The following is an 18,262-nucleotide window of genomic DNA, read 5'->3' as shown; positions in this document are numbered from 1 at the left end:
TCAATCCATCTAGTTTTGAGGAATACGAGCAATTTTTCCTTGTTCTAAATAAACAAGTAAAATCGATACATCTGCAGGGTTAACACCTGAAATTCGCGAAGCTTGTGCCACTGATAGTGGATGGACTTGTTTTAATTTGTGACGTGCCTCAGTAGCCAAGCCACTGATAGCATCATAATCAATATTTTCTGGGATTTTTTTATTCTCCATTTTTTTCAAACGGTCTACTTGCTGAAGTGATTTTTCAATATATCCTTCATATTTAATTTGGATTTCTACCTGCTCTTTCACTTCGGTGTCCAAAAGTATTTCACTTGGAGCAAGCTGTTGAATTTGTTCATAACTCATTTCCGGTCGTTTCAATAAATCAGCAGCTCGAATCCCATCTTTTAATTCACTTCCACCATGTTCAACAATTACTTGCTGTACTTGTTGAGTAGGTTTGATAAATAAGGTTTGCAGACGTTCCTTTTCTTCTTCAACTGCTGCTTTTTTCAATAAGAAACGTTGATAGCGATCTTCTTTAATCATTCCAATCGCATGCCCAATTTCAGTTAAACGCAAATCAGCATTGTCATGGCGTAAAAGGAGGCGATATTCAGCACGAGACGTAAGCAGGCGATATGGCTCGCTCGTTCCTTTTGTCACAAGGTCATCAATCAATACTCCGATATAGGCATCAGAACGGCTTAAAATTAACTCTTCTTTTTCCAGTGCTTTTAAGCCAGCATTGATTCCCGCCATTAATCCTTGTCCAGCCGCTTCCTCATAGCCAGATGTTCCATTAATTTGCCCTGCTGTATATAGGTTTTTTACTTTTTTTGTTTCTAATGTAGGCCATAGCTGTGTCGGAACAATTGCATCATATTCGATTGCATATCCTGCACGCATCAATTCTGCTTTTTCTAATCCAGGAATACTTGCTAGAAGTCTTCTCTGTACGTCTTCTGGCAGACTTGTCGATAGGCCCTGTACATAGACTTCTTGTGTATTTCTTCCTTCAGGTTCCAAGAAAATTTGGTGGCGTGGTTTATCATTGAAACGAACCACTTTATCTTCAATAGAAGGACAATAACGTGGACCAGTACCTTTAATCATCCCTGAATACATAGGAGAACGGTGTAAATTTTCATCAATAATCTGATGGGTCCCTTCATTCGTATACGTTAGCCAACATGGTAATTGATCTGTAATAAATTTTGTTGTTTCATAAGAAAATGCTCGCGGAACATCGTCACCAGGCTGAATTTCTGTTTTACTATAATCAATCGAATGACTGTTAATTCGCGGGGGGGTGCCTGTTTTAAATCGAACTAAGTCGAATCCAATTTCCTCTAAATGTTCGGACAATCGAATAGATGGCTGTTGGTTATTCGGGCCGCTTGAATATTTCAATTCACCAAGAATGATTTCTCCACGAAGGAACGTTCCTGTTGTAATAACAACTGTTTTTGCATGATAAACAGCACCAGTTTGCGTGATAACTCCTTTACATACATCATCTTCAATGATAAGCCGCTCAACCATTCCTTGAATTAACGTTAGATTTGGTTCATTTTCAATTGTATTCTTCATTTCCTGTTGATATAAGGTCTTATCTGCCTGCGCGCGTAAAGCACGTACAGCTGGCCCTTTTCCTGTATTCAACATTCTCATCTGAATATGCGTTTTATCAATATTTTTTCCCATTTCGCCGCCTAAGGCGTCAATTTCCCTGACGACAATTCCCTTTGCCGGGCCCCCAACTGAAGGATTACATGGCATAAAGGCAACCATATCCAAATTGATCGTAATCATTAGCGTTTTTGCTCCAACACGAGCTGCTGCAAGGCCTGCCTCACTTCCTGCATGTCCAGCGCCAATGACAATCACATCATAGTTTCCTGCTTCATATTGCATCCAGTTTCACTCCTTACTTCATTATTTCCCTAAACAAAACTGAGAAAATAATTGATTAATTAATCCTTCATGCACGCTGTCTCCAATGATTTCCCCTAGTAATTCCCATGCTTTCGTGAAATCAATTTGTACTAAATCGACTGGCGTGCCTGATTCTATCGCCCAAACTGCATCCTCTACAGATTTTAATGCTTGTCCAAGAAGTGCAATATGTCGTGAGTTAGATACATATGTTAAATCGCCTGTCTCCAATGTGCCAGCAAAAAATAAAGAGGCAATCGCTTCTTCAAGTTCATCCACACCTTGGTCTTCTAACAAAGAAGTGGTAACAAGTCGATGCTCGCCTGTAAGCTCTTTTACACGATTTAAATTTATCTTTTTAGGCAAATCTGTTTTATTGACGATTACAATAACATCCATGCCACTAACTGCTTCAAATAATTTCTCATCTTCAATCGTTAAATGATCTGCATAATTTAAAACGAGTAAAATTAAATCAGCTTCTTTTAAGACCGCTCTGGACCGTTCTACGCCAATTCTTTCAACGATATCTTCCGTCTCTCGAATCCCTGCTGTATCCAGAAGGCGCAATGGAACGCCGCGAACATTTACGTATTCTTCAATTACATCACGAGTTGTTCCTGGAATATCCGTTACAATTGCCTTATTCTCTTGAACTAAGCTATTCAACAATGATGATTTCCCGACATTTGGACGTCCGATAATAACAGTCGATAGTCCATCACGTAAAATCTTCCCTTGTTGTGAAGTACGCAATAACTTCTCTAATTCTACTTTAACCAGACTTGCTTTTTCCAAAAACATACGATGTGTCATTTCCTCAACATCATCATATTCTGGATAATCTATATTGACCTCAACTTGTGCGAGCGTTTCTAAAATCTCCTGACGTAGCTTGCGTATCAGCTGTGACAGTCTTCCTTCCATTTGTCCTAACGCCACATTCATTGCTTTGTCCGTTTTGGCACGAATCAAATCCATCACTGCTTCTGCCTGTGAAAGGTCAATTCTTCCGTTCAAAAAGGCACGTTTCGTAAATTCCCCTGGCTCAGCAAGTCTCGCTCCTTGCGATAGAACAAGCTGAAGAACTCGGTTAACTGAAACGATGCCACCGTGGCAGTTAATTTCTACAACATCCTCGCGTGTGAATGTCTTCGGTCCACGCATCACGGATATCATGACCTCTTCCACGATATCCTCTGTTTTAGGTTGAACCAAATGTCCATAATGAATGGTGTGGGAAGTAGCATCTATAAGTCGTTTTCCTTGCGGGCCTTTATAAATTCGGTCAGCAATTGCAAACGCCTCATCACCACTTAACCGGACGATTGCAATTGCACCTTCACCCATAGGTGTCGAAATCGCTGTAATCGTATCGAATTCCATTTCTTCACCTTCTTTAAGAATTTCAATATAAAATATAAATATATAAGAAAAGAGTACACAACTAGTAACCTGAGCACATGCAAATTCCAGAAAATCCGCTGTACAATCGTTACTCTTCTATCAAATCGATAAAGTGAAACTTCTATTTGTTAAGCCGGGATACATATCGGATAAATCTTTACTTGTTACACGAAACGTTCTATCATCCGAAGTACTACAATATCATAGTCCTGATGTGAAAAAAAGTGGATAGCTATTTCCAAAAAGGTTTATCCACAATCGAAAAACCTATATTTAATTTTAACTTATCCACATGTGAATAACAACATCTCAAGCATCCTCAAGCAAAAAAGTAGAACTTTCCATAAAATATTCCCCCTAAAGCACGTTAAATAAGAAGGTACAAATGTCTTGTTTAACCTAAAAGCCTAGCATATGATAATCAAATGGAAGTTTCACTTTATTCAATCTTAATTACTCGATTAAAAATCGACAAAAAAAGAAGAAGATCTACTTAAATAGATCAACTTCTTTCAATTGGCGAAATAATTAAATGACGATACGGTTCGGCCCCACTTGATGTAGTCTTGATTTTAGGGTAATTCATTAAAGCTGTATGAATCACCTTTCGCTCATATGAAGGCATAGGTTCTAAGCTAATGCTTTTTCTTGTTTTTAAGGCTTTACTAGCCATTCTTTTTGCTAATTGGGTCAGTGTTTCATTCCTGCGAAAACGATAGTCCTCGGCATCAAGTAACACCGTTACATATTGCTTTGAGTAACGGTTGGCTACCAGTTGAACTAAGTATTGAAGAGAATTCAATGTTTGTCCTCTTTTTCCAATTAGCAGTGCAATCTTGTCACCCGATAATTGAAATAATGCTTGTTTTCCTTCTCGTTTCACTGAAATATCCGATTCCACGCCCATTTTCCTGCACACACTTTTTAAAAAAAGTAGTGCTTCTTCAACAGCGTCCGGTATAATCGTTACCTTAACGATCGCTTTTCGATTTCCAATTAGACCAAGAAAACCCTTTTTTCCTTCATCTATAACTTCAATTTCTACATTTTCTCTAGTGGTGTTAAGTTGAGCTAAAGCTGATTCTACTGCTTCTTCGACATTTTGTCCTATAGCAGTTATTAGTTTCACTTTTTCTTTGCTCCTCCCGCACTTTCCGCAGCTACCTTTTTCATATCCGGTCCTTTAATAATCCAGGTTTGGATAATCATAAATATATTACCAACAACCCAGTATAGAGCAAGAGCAGCAGGGAAGTTAAATGCAAAAATCATAATCATGACCGGCATGATATATAACATCATTGTCATTTGTGTAGCCATCTGAGGATTCGAGGTCATGCCCACCATTGTAATTTTTTGTTGGATAAATGTTGTGATACCAGCAACGATTGGCAATACATAAATGGGATCCGGGCTCCCTAAGTCAAACCATAAAAAGTTGTGTTCCGCAATTTCTCGTGTACGACTAATCGCATGATAAAAACCGATTAAGATTGGCATCTGAACAATTAACGGAAAACAACCAGCCAATGGGTTTACGTTATATTTTGTAAATAGAGCCATTGTTTCTTGTTGCAATTTTTGTTGAGTTGCTGCATCTTTTGATGGATATTTGTCCTTAAGTTGTTTCATTTCCGGCTGTAAAGCTTGCATAGCTTTTGAATTTTTCGTTTGTTTAATCATCAACGGTAATAGAACAAAGCGAACAAGCAATGTTACTACAATAATTCCCAAGCCAAAGTTATTTCCTAGCAATTCAGATATCGTAATGATAAGCCATGATAATGGATAAACAATGTATGAATTCCAAATACCTGTGCTCTCTTTAGTAATTGGTTCGCCCACTTCCGTACAACCAGTTAGAAGCATCATTAACGAAGCAAGTCCAATCATGAGTACTATTTGTTTCTTCAACCGCCTTTTCCTCCTGTCAGCAAAAAAATTCTAGCTTTACCTTGAACACTTTTTTAGTCTTCTTCATTTTCTCCAAACATTATGATAGCTATAGCTGATTCATGTTTGTCTATACATATAAAATACCTGATTACACCAATATTTACTATGTATTATATTTCAATTTGAAAAATTCTTATCGTGATGGTTTATACGTGGAAGTTTTGCTTTTATTGAAATTAAGCGATTTGGCTCTTTTTAAGACATGGATTAGACTGCTTTTCACTTCAAATAAATCCATTGTTGCCGCTGGTTTACGAGCAATAATCACATAATCCTTTCCCTCTTTGATGTCATCCTTCAATTCAAGAAAAGATTGTCGAATGTACCTCTTTATTTGATTTCGGACGACGGCATTTCCAATTTTCTTGCTTACGGAAAGGCCAATTCGAAAGAAATCTTGGCTGGGCTTATCAAGGACATAGACAATAAATTGTCTATTTCCGAATGACTCTCCCTTTTGAAACACAAGTTGGAATTCATCATTCTTTTTTATCCTTAGCTTTTTTTTCATTCTTTACACCTTCAATAAACTGAATTGGGGTCTTAATACGTCATATATGGAAAAAAAAGACCACTGAGACTTATCAGTGGTCTATGCAGATAATACTTTTCTGCCCTTACGGCGACGTGCAGCTAACACTCTACGTCCAGTTTTAGAACTCATACGGCTACGGAAACCGTGAACTTTACTGTGTTTACGTTTTTTTGGTTGATATGTGCGTTTCATTATATGACACCTCCCTGAGGAATAACAGTTAAGACAGTCTAGACAATTATATAGATGAAATATGTAAAATGTCAACCTTTCTTTAAATTTTATTACAGCTTTGTTCATAATCATTGAGGAATGATTAGTAGTTAAAACTTAGGAACAACTTCTACTTAAGTAATTAGCTTTGTCTTTGGAAGGGTGATTACTAGATTTAACATCCAGGGTCATAAAAAAACACCGTTTAAAATTAAACTTCGATCAGCACATAAAGTCGGCATTTTCCTCTTAAATGGAACGGTTCACTTTGGACTACGTCCTCATGAAATGAATGACCACTTTTCTATTTCAACAAAGGTTGCTCTTTATACCTAACGCCTTTTATTTTTTTGTTAATCAGCTATCATTCCCTTTGTGGATATCTTTTCGACATTTATTTTACTATCCACAGTTAATTTTCTACCTTTTACACATATAAATGCTTGTGGAAAAGTATAGTCCACAATGGTACAATCTTGTGGATAAAGTTTTTATAGCCATTGCAACAAGGCTGAATTTCTGATATTATATTTGTGTTTTCACTCTGAATAACTTTATCAACATTTCTTAGTTATCCACAAACTGTTGATAACATGTGGATAGTTTATACAACCTGTGGGTAGTTTTTTGTCCACAGTCCGTGGATATTGTCGAAATATCATTTATCTTCTTTATTATATATTTATCCCTTAATCCTGTTGATGAATATTTATACCAGTATCCCAAATAAACTTGTACAAGCCGTGTACAAAGGCTGTTGTTTCACTTGATAATAATGAAATAGATTTGATTTTTTTCCTGCTAAAACCATGGCAATCGGCCATATTTATTGTTATTTCATATAAAACTGTAAAGGAGGGATCTTATTGGATAATATCGAAAGTTTATGGGACCAATCACTGAAAAGCATGCAGAATAAAATAAGTAAGCCTAGTTTTGAAACATGGCTAAAATCCACCAAAGCCCATATGCTGCAAGGAGATATACTGACGGTCATTGCACCAAATGAATTTGCTCGCGACTGGCTTGAAGAACGATATTCCCACCTTATTTCAGAAGTTTTGCTTGAACTCACAGGTGAAGGATTGGAAGTTAAATTTATCATCCCCTCTGATCAAGGGGATGATTCAATGACTGTTTCAACCCGAGCAAAAAAAACAAAAAAGCTTGATGACGATTCAGCTGACTTTCCACAGTTTATGTTGAATACAAAAAACACATTCGATACCTTTGTCATCGGATCGGGCAACCGCTTTGCCCATGCTGCCTCATTAGCAGTTGCTGAAGCACCAGCTAAAGCATATAACCCTCTCTTTATTTATGGAGGTGTTGGACTTGGAAAGACACATCTTATGCATGCGATTGGTCAATACGTACTTGAGCATAACCCTCATGCTAAGGTTGTGTACCTTTCATCGGAGAAGTTCATGAATGAATTTATCAACTCTATTCGAGACAATAAAGCTGGTGAGTTCCGAGACAAGTACCGTACTGTTGACGTGCTTCTCATTGATGATATTCAATTTTTAGCTGGAAAAGAATCTACCCAGGAAGAATTTTTCCATACATTTAACGCTCTTCACGAAGAAAGTAAGCAAATTGTTATTTCAAGTGACCGTCCACCTAAGGAAATCCCTACTTTAGAAGACCGCTTACGCTCACGCTTTGAATGGGGATTAATTACCGATATTACACCGCCCGATTTAGAAACAAGGATTGCTATTCTTAGGAAAAAGGCAAAAGCAGACGGATTGGATATTCCAAATGAGGTTATGCTTTACATTGCTAATCAAATTGACTCCAATATTCGTGAGCTTGAAGGGGCATTGATTCGAGTAGTTGCTTACTCATCATTGATTAATAAAGACATCAATGCTGATTTAGCCGCAGAAGCATTAAAAGATATTATTCCAAGCTCAAAGCCTAAGATCATTACAATCCTTGAAATCCAAAAGACAGTCGGCGAACATTACAATATAAAACTGGAAGATTTCAAAGCAAAAAAGCGGACAAAGACTTTAGCTTTTCCGCGACAAATCGCCATGTATTTATCAAGGGAACTAACGGATTTTTCCCTCCCAAAAATAGGTGATGAATTTGGAGGTCGTGATCACACGACAGTTATCCATGCTCATGAAAAAATTTCAAAGCTTCTTCAAACTGACCCATTGCTTCAAAGACAGGTAAAAGAAATACAAGAACAGCTAAAAGTATAAGTTACTCTGAATTATGTGCATAACTCACTGCCACTTACACACAGTCTGTCCACATGTGGATAGACTGTTTTTCCTTATGTTTCTCTGGGTTATCCACATATTCACAGGACCTACTACTATTACTACTATCTTTTAAATAAATATATATATAAATAACATATGCCATTAGGCTATTCGTTAGAACTATATTGGAGGATGGAAAATGAGATTTATTATTCAAAGAGATCGTTTAGTGCATAGTGTTCAAGAAGTAATGAAAGCTGTCACATCAAGAACAACAATTCCGATTTTAACGGGAATAAAAATAACAGCAGTAGAAGACGGGGTAACCTTAACAGGAAGTGACTCCGATATTTCTATTCAATCGTTTATCCCCATTGAGGACGAAGAAAATGAAATTGTAGAAATTAAGCAAAGTGGTAGCATTGTTTTAAATGCCAGGTTTTTCGGAGATATTGTGAAAAAACTTCCGATGGATACAGTTGATATTGAGGTGTTAAATGGCTTTCAGACCATTATTCGTTCAGGTAAAGCTGAATTTAATTTAAATGGACTTGATGCTGAAGAATATCCTCATTTGCCAATTATAGAAGAGGATCAAACATTTAAATTGCCTGCAGATTTATTGAAGACATTAATCCGTCAAACAGTATTTGCAGTGTCCACCTCAGAAACACGCCCTATCTTAACAGGTGTAAACTTAAAGGTAGAGGATGATGAATTAATCTGTATTGCAACAGATAGTCATAGATTAGCCATGAGAAAAGCAAAAATTGATAATAAGGTAGTCGGTTCATATAGTGTTGTAATTCCTGGAAAAAGCCTAAGTGAATTAAGCAAACTTCTTGATGATACGAATGAATTGATTGAAATGGTCATTACGGAGAACCAAGTATTATTTAAAGCAAAGAATTTATTGTTCTTCTCACGTTTGCTTGAAGGAAATTATCCTGATACATCTCGCTTAATTCCAAATGAAAGTAAAACTTCAATTACCGTTCATTCGAAGGATTTTCTTCAAGCGATTGATCGTGCTTCTTTATTGGCTAAAGAAGGAAAAAACAATGTTGTGAAGCTGACTACTCTAGAACATGGGGTCATTGAGGTATCTTCGAATACGCCTGAAATCGGAAAAGTAAGCGAAGAGTTGCAAGCTGAATCCATTGAAGGGGAGGAATTAAAGATTTCCTTTAGCGCCAAATTTGTAATGGATGCTTTGAAAGCTTTAGAAGGAACAGACATTACAATTAATTTTACTGGAGCAATGCGTCCATTTATTATTCGTTCACTTCACGATGACACAATGCTGCAGTTGATCTTACCTGTAAGGACGTATTAATGAATGAGACAGTGAAGCTTAAATGCGGACAGACAAACTAATTCCTCCTTCAAGAAAAAAGGCCTTTAAAAAGGCCTTTTTTTGAAGGTCAAAAAGGTATAAATCTTTTTAGTACGTTTTAATGTCTAAGCTCTGCTGGACTGTAGAGGGTCACTTTTTAATAAATTATCCCCTAATTAACAGAATGTGGTGCCCGCAACTACTTTTTCTCACAGTGTTTTTGCTTTGCTAATGTTAACTTTGTCTTTATCCAATTTATTTAGTACAATAAAATATTAGAGACTACTTTGAAAGAAGTGATGGACGGATGACTAAAATTCAGATTGACACAGAATATATTACGCTAGGTCAATTTTTAAAATTAGCTGACATTATTCAGAGCGGCGGAATGGCTAAATGGTTTTTAAGTGAATATGAAATTTTTATCAACGGTGAATTTGATAATAGACGGGGAAAGAAACTTAGAGATGGAGACAAGATTGATATTCCTTCGTTCGGTAGTTTTACTATTACGCGTTAAAGTAAAGGGAAGAAGCGCTTATGTATATTGAACAATTAAAACTGAAAAACTATCGGAACTATCAGGATATGGACCTTCACTTCGAAAATAAAGTAAATGTCATTCTAGGAGAAAATGCTCAAGGGAAAACGAATGTGATGGAATCTATTTTTGTTTTAGCGATGGCAAAGTCCCATAGGACATCAAATGATAAAGAACTTATTCGTTGGGATGAAGAATATGCTAAAATAGAGGGTAGAGTGAAAAAGAGAAATACTTCGATTCCACTTGAACTGGTTATATCAAAAAAGGGTAAAAAGGCAAAGAGTAATCATATTGAGCAACAAAAATTAAGTCAATATGTTGGTAATATGAATGTGGTTATGTTTGCACCAGAAGATCTTCACCTGGTTAAAGGGAATCCGCAAGGCAGGCGCCGTTTCATTGATATGGAAATTGGTCAGGTATCTCCAGTTTACCTTCATGATATGAGTCAATATCAAAAAATTCTACAACAAAGAAACCATTATTTGAAATTGCTCCAAACGCGTAAACAAGCCGATAAAGCAATGCTCGATGTATTGACAGAACAATTCATACAATATGCAGTAAAAATTTTACAAAGAAGATTTCAATTTCTTGCTTTGCTTCAAAAATGGGCTGAACCGATACATTCTGGCATCTCTCGCGGCTTAGAAGAGCTGAAAATTGAATATAAACCATCCTTGGATGTATCAGAAAGTAGTAATTTGTCGAAAATGATAGAAGTATTCCAGGAAAAGTTTGTTAAAATTCAAGGGAGAGAAATTGAACGGGGAATTACGCTTATAGGTCCGCATCGTGATGACCTAGTTTTTTTTGTGAATGGACGAGATGTTCAAACATACGGATCTCAAGGTCAACAACGGACAACAGCACTTTCTCTAAAGCTTGCTGAAATTGAATTAATTCATACAGAAATAGGGGAATATCCCATATTATTATTAGATGACGTATTATCTGAACTAGATGATTATCGCCAATCACACTTGTTAAATACCATTCAAGGGAAGGTTCAAACCTTTGTGACCACAACCTCTGTGGAGGGAATTGATCATCAGACCTTGCGTGAGGCTTCTACTTTCCATGTGAGTCAGGGAAATGTGACTAAAGTAAAATGATGGGGTGAATGCATGTATCTTCATATCGGTGAGGACATTCTTGTGAAAACGGATGAGGTTATTGCAATTCTGGATAAAAATTTACTCAATTCATCTCCAACCATGGAGGAGTTTTTGCAAAAAAAGGCAGAAGTCACACGAAATTTAGCAAAGGGTTCAATCAAATCAATCGTTATTACAAATACGGTTGTTTATTATTCACCTCTTGCATCGGCAACATTAAAACGCAGGTCATTACAACGAACAATATTAATCGATGAATAGAATAAGAAAAGTCGTCATCAGTTCTTGACTACGCAAAATAAGTTATTCTGCCATAACTTATTAGTCGAGGAGATGCAATGAACAACATAGCGCTTCGAACATAGGAAAGACCTACTAAGTTTGAGGCGTCCTGTAATGGTCCGAGTGGGGCGACACCAAACCATTTTGAAAAGACCTATATATCCATATCACTTATAATAGGCGGAGGTGCCCAGGAAGAACTTTGACTTTTGTCATCCCCTTCGCTAGTCCAACAAGCAAATCTTTCTAGGTCTCTGGAGTCTCTACTTTTACTTCAGAAGCTTGGAAGTTATTTGAACTCAAGTAGTTAGGTGCTGGACACTAAAACTACTTTTTTAAAATATATGATCTTATTTTTTGAACAAACAAAAGAATGCAAAAAGAAAAGTGTAGGTGAAATCGTATGACAATGGATCAAAAGGAAGTACAAGGTCAGGCATATGATGAAAATCAGATACAAGTTTTAGAAGGACTTGAAGCTGTACGTAAACGTCCGGGTATGTATATTGGTTCTACATCAGGAAAAGGACTCCATCATCTCGTTTGGGAAATTGTTGATAATAGTATTGACGAAGCACTTGCAGGGTTCTGTGACCAGATTCAAGTGATTATTGAAGAAGATAACAGTATAACTGTCATTGATAATGGACGGGGGATCCCGGTCGGAATTCAAGAGAAAATGGGTCGTCCTGCGGTTGAAGTTATTTTGACCGTCTTGCATGCTGGTGGGAAGTTCGGCGGCGGAGGCTATAAGGTATCAGGTGGTTTGCATGGTGTAGGTGCTTCGGTTGTTAATGCTCTTTCATCAACTTTAGAAGTATATGTACATCGTGAAGGGAACGTTCACTATCAAAAATTCATGCGTGGTGTCTCACAAGGCGACTTAGTAGTAATCGATGAAACGGACCATACCGGGACAACAATTCATTTTAAACCGGATAGCGAAATTTTCACAGAAACACTTGAGTATGACTTTGATACATTGGCAACGCGTATCCGTGAGCTTGCTTTTTTGAATAAAGGAATTTTAATAAGCATTGAAGATAAACGCGGTGAAGGCAAGAAGAGTGAATATCATTACGAAGGCGGAATCAAGTCATATGTTGAACACTTGAACCGTTCTAAAGAAGTAATCCATGAAGAACCGATATTTATGGAAGGTGAAAAGGACGGTATTTCCGTAGAAATAGCGATGCAATACAATGAAAGTTATATTAGCAATTTATTCACATTTGCAAATAATATTCACACATATGAAGGCGGAACGCATGAGTCAGGTTTTAAGACAGGCTTGACACGCGTTATTAATGATTATGCTCGTAAAAATGGGTTAATTAAAGAGGCAGATGCGAACTTGTCAGGAGATGATGTCCGTGAAGGCTTAACCGCAATTGTCTCCATTAAGCACCCAGACCCACAATTTGAAGGGCAAACAAAAACAAAGCTTGGAAACTCAGAAGTAAGAGCTGTGACAGATTCGATTTTGTCAGAAAGGCTTGATTCCTTTCTATACGAGAACCCCTCTATAGCTAGAAAGATTGTTGATAAAGGGCTAATGGCGGCTAGAGCACGAATGGCGGCTAAAAAGGCACGAGAATTGACAAGAAGAAAGAGTGCACTAGAGGTTTCGAGTCTACCGGGTAAGTTAGCGGATTGCTCATCAAAGGATCCATCTATTAGTGAATTATATATTGTTGAGGGGAACTCAGCGGGTGGTTCAGCTAAGCAAGGCCGTGATCGGCATTTTCAAGCCATTCTGCCACTTAGAGGTAAGATCTTAAATGTTGAGAAGGCACGCTTAGATCGAATTTTAAATAATGTTGAAATTGGTACGATTATTACAGCGCTTGGTACAGGAGTTGGCGAGGAATTTGACATTGCAAAAGCTCGATATCATAAAATTGTCATTATGACGGATGCAGATGTAGATGGAGCTCATATCCGTACATTGATGTTGACGTTCTTTTATCGATATATGAGAAAAATCCTTGAGCATGGATACATCTATATTGCCCAGCCGCCTCTTTTTAAGATTCAACAAGGTAAGAGAGTAGAATATGCTTATAATGATCGTCAGCTTACTGAAATTATGGCAAACTTGCCAAGTTCACCTAAACCTAGCCTACAGCGTTACAAAGGGCTTGGTGAGATGAATCCAGAGCAACTGTGGGAAACGACTATGAATCCTGAAGCAAGAACGCTATTACAGGTTAGCTTGAGTGATGCAATCGAAGCGGATGAAACTTTCGAAATGTTGATGGGTGACAAAGTAGAACCACGCCGTAACTTTATTGAGGAAAATGCTATTTACGTTAAAAACCTTGATATTTAACAAATAGAGGTTGTTCCAAATCAAAGAAATCAGCCCTTGCAATTAACAATATACATTAAAAGTGAAGTATGGGGGCTGACTCCTTTGGGACATTCCCTATACATACCGTCCTACTGATTAAACAAACTTAGGTCACAGCTTTAAATAAGGAGGTCTGCTCCATGTCAGAAAATCAAAGAGAAAATGTTAAAGAAATTAATATTAGTACCGAAATGAGAACTTCATTTTTAGATTATGCAATGAGTGTTATTGTTTCAAGGGCTTTACCTGATGTTAGGGACGGCCTAAAACCAGTGCATCGAAGAATTCTTTATGCAATGAATGATCTTGGCATGACATCTGATAAACCGTTTAAGAAATCAGCGCGTATTGTTGGAGAAGTTATCGGTAAGTACCATCCGCACGGTGACTCTGCTGTATATGAAACGATGGTACGAATGGCTCAACCATTCAACTATCGTCATATGCTTATAGATGGCCATGGGAACTTTGGTTCTGTCGATGGAGATCAGGCTGCAGCCATGCGTTATACAGAAGCGAGATTGTCGAAAATTTCAATGGAATTACTTCGTGATTTGAATAAAGATACAATTGATTATCAGGATAACTATGATGGTTCTGAAAAGGAACCCGTTGTTATGCCAGCCCGTTTCCCCAATTTACTAGTGAATGGATCATCTGGTATTGCCGTTGGGATGGCAACCAATATTCCTCCGCATCAATTAGGAGAAGTGATTGATGGCGTCTTGGCTTTGAGTAAGAATCCTGACATGACAATTGCTGAATTAATGGAATACATTCCAGGTCCAGACTTCCCAACAGCGGGTTATATTTTGGGTCGCAGTGGCATACGAAAAGCCTATGAAACTGGAAGAGGCTCCATCATTCAACGAGCGAAAGTGGAAATTGAAACGAAGTCAAATGGCAAACAAGTCATTTTGGTTACTGAAATTCCTTATCAAGTAAATAAGGCAAGACTAATTGAAAAAATTGCGGAACTTGCTCGTGATAAAAAGATCGAAGGCATTACAGACTTGCGAGATGAATCAGACCGGAACGGTATGCGGATTGTCATGGAAGTTCGGAAAGATGCTAATGCTAATGTGTTGTTGAATAACTTATATAAACACACTTCTATGCAGACGACATTCGGGGTTAACTTACTTGCACTTGTGGATGGACAACCAAAAGTATTGAACTTAAAACAATGCTTATATTATTACTTAGAGCACCAAAAAGTAGTCATTCGTCGAAGAACTGAATTTGAATTGCGAAAAGCAGAAGCTCGTGCTCACATTCTTGAAGGCTTACGAATTGCCCTTGATAATTTGGATGCCATTATTAAATTAATTCGTGGGTCACAAACGACGGATATTGCACGCGAAGGATTAATGACACAGTTTTCACTTTCTGAAAAACAAGCTCAAGCCATCTTAGATATGCGATTACAACGCTTGACTGGACTAGAGCGTGAGAAAATTGAAGAAGAATATCAAGCTTTAGTTGCACTCATTGCTGAATTAAAGGCTGTTCTTGCGGATGAAGAGAAGGTACTACACATTATCCGTGAAGAGTTGCTTGAAATTAAAGAACGCTTCAATGATGTACGTCGTACTGAAATCTTGATGAGCGGATTTGAAAGTATCGAGGATGAAGATTTAATACCAGTAGAAACAACAATTGTAACTTTGACGCATAATGGATACATTAAACGATTACCAGTATCTACTTATCGCAGTCAAAAACGCGGTGGACGAGGAATACAAGGGATGGGAACGAATGAAGATGACTTCGTAAACCATCTTTTAACGACATCTACACATGATACGCTGTTATTCTTCACGAATAAAGGAAAAGTATACCGTGCAAAAGGGTATGAAATTCCTGAATATGGTCGAACTGCAAAAGGCTTACCCTTAATCAATTTACTTGAAGTTGAAAAAGGGGAATGGGTAAACGCCATTATTCCAGTTAAGGAATTTACCGATGGTGATTTTCTATTCTTTACGACAAAGTTTGGTGTTTCTAAAAGATCACCATTATCCTCTTTTGCTAACATTCGTAATAACGGTTTAATTGCCGTAGGCTTAAATGAAGGTGATGAGTTAATTTCAGTCCGTCTTACAGATGGTGATAAACAAATCGTCATTGGTACAAAAGACGGCATGCTGATTAGATTCCCTGAAACGGACGTCCGTTCTATGGGCCGGACTGCAGCTGGGGTTAAGGGAATTTCCTTGAGGAAAGACGATGAGGTTGTTGGCATGGAGATTCTTGAAGAAAATGAAGAAGTGCTGATCGTAACTAAATTTGGTTATGGAAAACGGACTCCTGCAGAAGATTATAGAATCCAAAGCCGTGGTGGAGTTGGAATTAAAACCTGCAATGTAACGGATAAAAATGGCGAGCTGGTTGCTGTCAAAACAGTAACTGGGGAAGAAGATATCATGATTATCACTGCAGAGGGCGTATTGATTCGTATGGCAGTTGGAGATATCTCAACAACTGGTCGAAATACTCAGGGTGTTAAACTCATCCGTCTTGAAAATACGGAAAATGAATTTGTAGCTACAGTTGCAATGGCTGAACGTGAAGAAGAAAAAGAGAATGAAGACGATCTTGCTGAAGAACAGCCAAACGAAGCTATTGATGAAATAATTGAAGTAAATGACACGGAAGAATGATAAATAAACGGGACACGAGTCAATTAGCTCGTGTCCTTTTTTTGAAGAGTAAATGCTTTAAACGAGTTTTGTGGGCATCCATACCTAAATGAGGCAGGTTTCATTTTATGCTGATACTAACACTTGTATTAAATACTACATGGTTTTTCTTGCTTAAATAAAGTAATATTATGGTAGTGTAATAAACAGATGTAAATTAAGAGGTGAGGAGCTTGCTAGTCAAAACAAAAGACTTGGTAGCAGGATGTATTCTTAGTAAGGATATTAACGGATTTACAAGCCATCCAATAATGAATAGGAAAACGATTTTAACAGAAGAATTGTTAGAAATACTTAAAGCTTTTTTAATCAATGAAGTTAGCGTGGAAAGTACCCTTGTTGATGGACAAAAATTTACACCTCGTGAAATAATTACTGAAGAAGGGGAAGAAGCAAATGAATACTCTAGCTTTATTGCCAATTACTTAAAGGTTGTTCAAACATATAAGCATCAGTTTCAGAATTGGCAGGCGGGAAGTGATGTTGATGTAGCCAAGATAAGAGAAATTATGATTCCGCTTTTTGAAAGGTCTCTAAAAATCCCTCTAGAAATCTTTTCATTACATCATTACTCTAATAAAGAAGATTACCTTTATCATCACATGGTTTCCATCGGCCTTTTAAGTGGATATCTTGCTAAAAAAATGGATTATAATAAAGCGGATGTGTATCAAATCACGCTTGCGGGGAGTCTTGCAGATTGTGGAATGGCTAAAATTTCTCCCACAATATTAGATAAAGGTACAAGTCTAACAGCTCTAGAATATGAAGAGATTCGGAAACACCCAATTTATAGTCTGAGAATGCTTCAAAGGAGTACTATATTAAAGGAGTCAGTTAAATATGCCATTCTCCAGCATCATGAGAGATTGGACGGCAGCGGATACCCGCGTGGGAAAGGCGAACAAAAACCGCATGCTTTTGCAAAGATTGTTGCAGTAGCAGACGTCTATCATGCCATGACATCCGAAAGGACCTATAGAAAGAAACAATCGCCATTTAAAGTCATGGAGATGATCATGCAAGATGATTTTGGGAAGTTTGATATTACCGTGATTAATAAACTCTTGTCTTGTATTATGAATTACTCGATGGGGAGCAGAGTACGATTATCAAATGGATATATCGCTGAGATTATATTTATTGATAAACAATCTCCGACAAGGCCGTTAATTAAAGTTATTGATACAAGCGAGTTAATCCACTTAAATAACAATAGAGATTTATTCATTGAGGAAGTTTTACAAAATGGTAGTAATCATTTCTTAGTCTAAAACTATAGATGGAAAAGTAAATCGCACTAATCAATGTTTGGTATAAATAGATCGGTATCTTTTTAAAATATTTAATTCAAATAAAGCTTGTAATTTAAAAAGATACCATATATAATAATAAAGTCGTCAACAAGTGATAGTAATTTCAAAAGAAATTTTATCCGAAAGAAAAGAAATTATTGACTGAAATAACATGATATGTTATATTAATAAGGTTGTTTCTGATAAACGACGAACATTGCTCTTTGAAAACTGAACAAAACAAAGCGCCAACGTTTAAATTGAAGTGAGTACACACTATAAAAACAAATGAGCAAGTCAAACACTTTTTGGAGAGTTTGATCCTGGCTCAGGACGAACGCTGGCGGCGTGCCTAATACATGCAAGTCGAGCGAATGATAGG

At 37.2% G+C, this 18,262-nt stretch carries 14 protein-coding genes and 1 rRNA gene; 9 read left to right on the top strand and 6 right to left on the bottom strand.

Annotated elements, in window-relative coordinates:
• Nucleotides 1–9 precede the first annotated feature (9 nt).
• From mnmG to rpmH, 6 genes are all read right to left on the bottom strand, one after another.
• A complete protein-coding gene (gene mnmG / locus ACIQZI_RS20790; RefSeq protein ID WP_062186625.1) occupies nt 10–1,899 on the bottom strand; it encodes a tRNA uridine-5-carboxymethylaminomethyl(34) synthesis enzyme MnmG in 1,890 nt (629 codons plus the stop codon).
• Nucleotides 1,900–1,920: 21 nt separating this feature from the next.
• Nucleotides 1,921–3,306, bottom strand: coding sequence for a tRNA uridine-5-carboxymethylaminomethyl(34) synthesis GTPase MnmE (gene mnmE / locus ACIQZI_RS20785; RefSeq protein ID WP_403076855.1), 1,386 nt, complete (start codon nt 3,304–3,306; stop codon nt 1,921–1,923).
• Nucleotides 3,307–3,829: 523 nt separating this feature from the next.
• Nucleotides 3,830–4,456: an RNA-binding cell elongation regulator Jag/EloR gene (jag, locus tag ACIQZI_RS20780; protein WP_062186629.1), complete on the bottom strand. Its 627-nt coding sequence runs from the start codon at nt 4,454–4,456 to the stop codon at nt 3,830–3,832.
• Nucleotides 4,453–5,241: a YidC family membrane integrase SpoIIIJ gene (gene spoIIIJ / locus ACIQZI_RS20775; RefSeq protein WP_062186631.1), complete on the bottom strand. Its 789-nt coding sequence runs from the start codon at nt 5,239–5,241 to the stop codon at nt 4,453–4,455. Before spoIIIJ ends, jag begins: the two co-directional genes overlap by 4 nt.
• Nucleotides 5,242–5,416: 175 nt before the next feature.
• A complete protein-coding gene (gene rnpA, locus ACIQZI_RS20770) occupies nt 5,417–5,794 on the bottom strand; it encodes a ribonuclease P protein component (protein ID WP_062186633.1) in 378 nt (125 codons plus the stop codon).
• A gap of 81 nt (nt 5,795–5,875) precedes the next feature.
• Entirely contained in the window at nt 5,876–6,010 is a 135-nt protein-coding gene (gene rpmH, locus ACIQZI_RS20765; protein ID WP_034302547.1) for a 50S ribosomal protein L34, read from the bottom strand.
• Between the two features lie 887 nt (nt 6,011–6,897).
• Between rpmH and dnaA the strand changes: the two genes are divergently transcribed.
• From dnaA to ACIQZI_RS20720, 9 genes are all read left to right on the top strand, one after another.
• Nucleotides 6,898–8,247 carry a chromosomal replication initiator protein DnaA gene (gene dnaA, locus ACIQZI_RS20760; RefSeq protein ID WP_062186635.1) on the top strand — a complete coding sequence of 450 codons (1,350 nt, stop codon included), beginning with the start codon at nt 6,898–6,900 and terminating at the stop codon, nt 8,245–8,247.
• A gap of 202 nt (nt 8,248–8,449) precedes the next feature.
• A complete protein-coding gene (dnaN, locus tag ACIQZI_RS20755; protein WP_062186637.1) occupies nt 8,450–9,586 on the top strand; it encodes a DNA polymerase III subunit beta in 1,137 nt (378 codons plus the stop codon).
• 307 nt (nt 9,587–9,893) lie between these two features.
• Nucleotides 9,894–10,106, top strand: a complete 213-nt coding sequence (gene yaaA / locus ACIQZI_RS20750) for a S4 domain-containing protein YaaA (protein ID WP_062186639.1) — start codon at nt 9,894–9,896, stop codon at nt 10,104–10,106.
• A 20-nt stretch (nt 10,107–10,126) separates the two neighbouring features.
• A complete protein-coding gene (recF, locus tag ACIQZI_RS20745; protein ID WP_062186641.1) occupies nt 10,127–11,245 on the top strand; it encodes a DNA replication/repair protein RecF in 1,119 nt (372 codons plus the stop codon).
• Nucleotides 11,246–11,257: 12 nt separating this feature from the next.
• Nucleotides 11,258–11,509 (top strand): extracellular matrix regulator RemB, encoded by a 252-nt coding sequence (gene remB, locus ACIQZI_RS20740; RefSeq protein ID WP_403076845.1) that lies wholly within the window; start codon nt 11,258–11,260, stop codon nt 11,507–11,509.
• 430 nt (nt 11,510–11,939) lie between these two features.
• The gene (gyrB, locus tag ACIQZI_RS20735; protein ID WP_403077143.1) at nt 11,940–13,862 is read left to right on the top strand and encodes a DNA topoisomerase (ATP-hydrolyzing) subunit B; all 1,923 of its coding nucleotides are present in this window, start codon (nt 11,940–11,942) and stop codon (nt 13,860–13,862) included.
• Nucleotides 13,863–14,023: 161 nt separating this feature from the next.
• On the top strand, nt 14,024–16,546 hold the full coding sequence (gene gyrA / locus ACIQZI_RS20730) for a DNA gyrase subunit A (RefSeq protein WP_403076841.1): 2,523 nt from the start codon (nt 14,024–14,026) through the stop codon (nt 16,544–16,546).
• Between the two features lie 212 nt (nt 16,547–16,758).
• Nucleotides 16,759–17,859, top strand: coding sequence for an HD-GYP domain-containing protein (locus ACIQZI_RS20725; protein WP_403076835.1), 1,101 nt, complete (start codon nt 16,759–16,761; stop codon nt 17,857–17,859).
• A gap of 326 nt (nt 17,860–18,185) precedes the next feature.
• Nucleotides 18,186–18,262, top strand: a 16S ribosomal RNA gene (locus ACIQZI_RS20720); the annotation flags it as partial.

Source organism: Peribacillus sp. NPDC096379, from assembly GCF_044762875.1.
Taxonomy (GTDB): domain Bacteria; phylum Bacillota; class Bacilli; order Bacillales; family DSM-1321; genus Peribacillus.
Note: the sequence above shows the minus strand (reverse complement) of the source record. Positions and strands in the feature narration are given on the sequence as shown.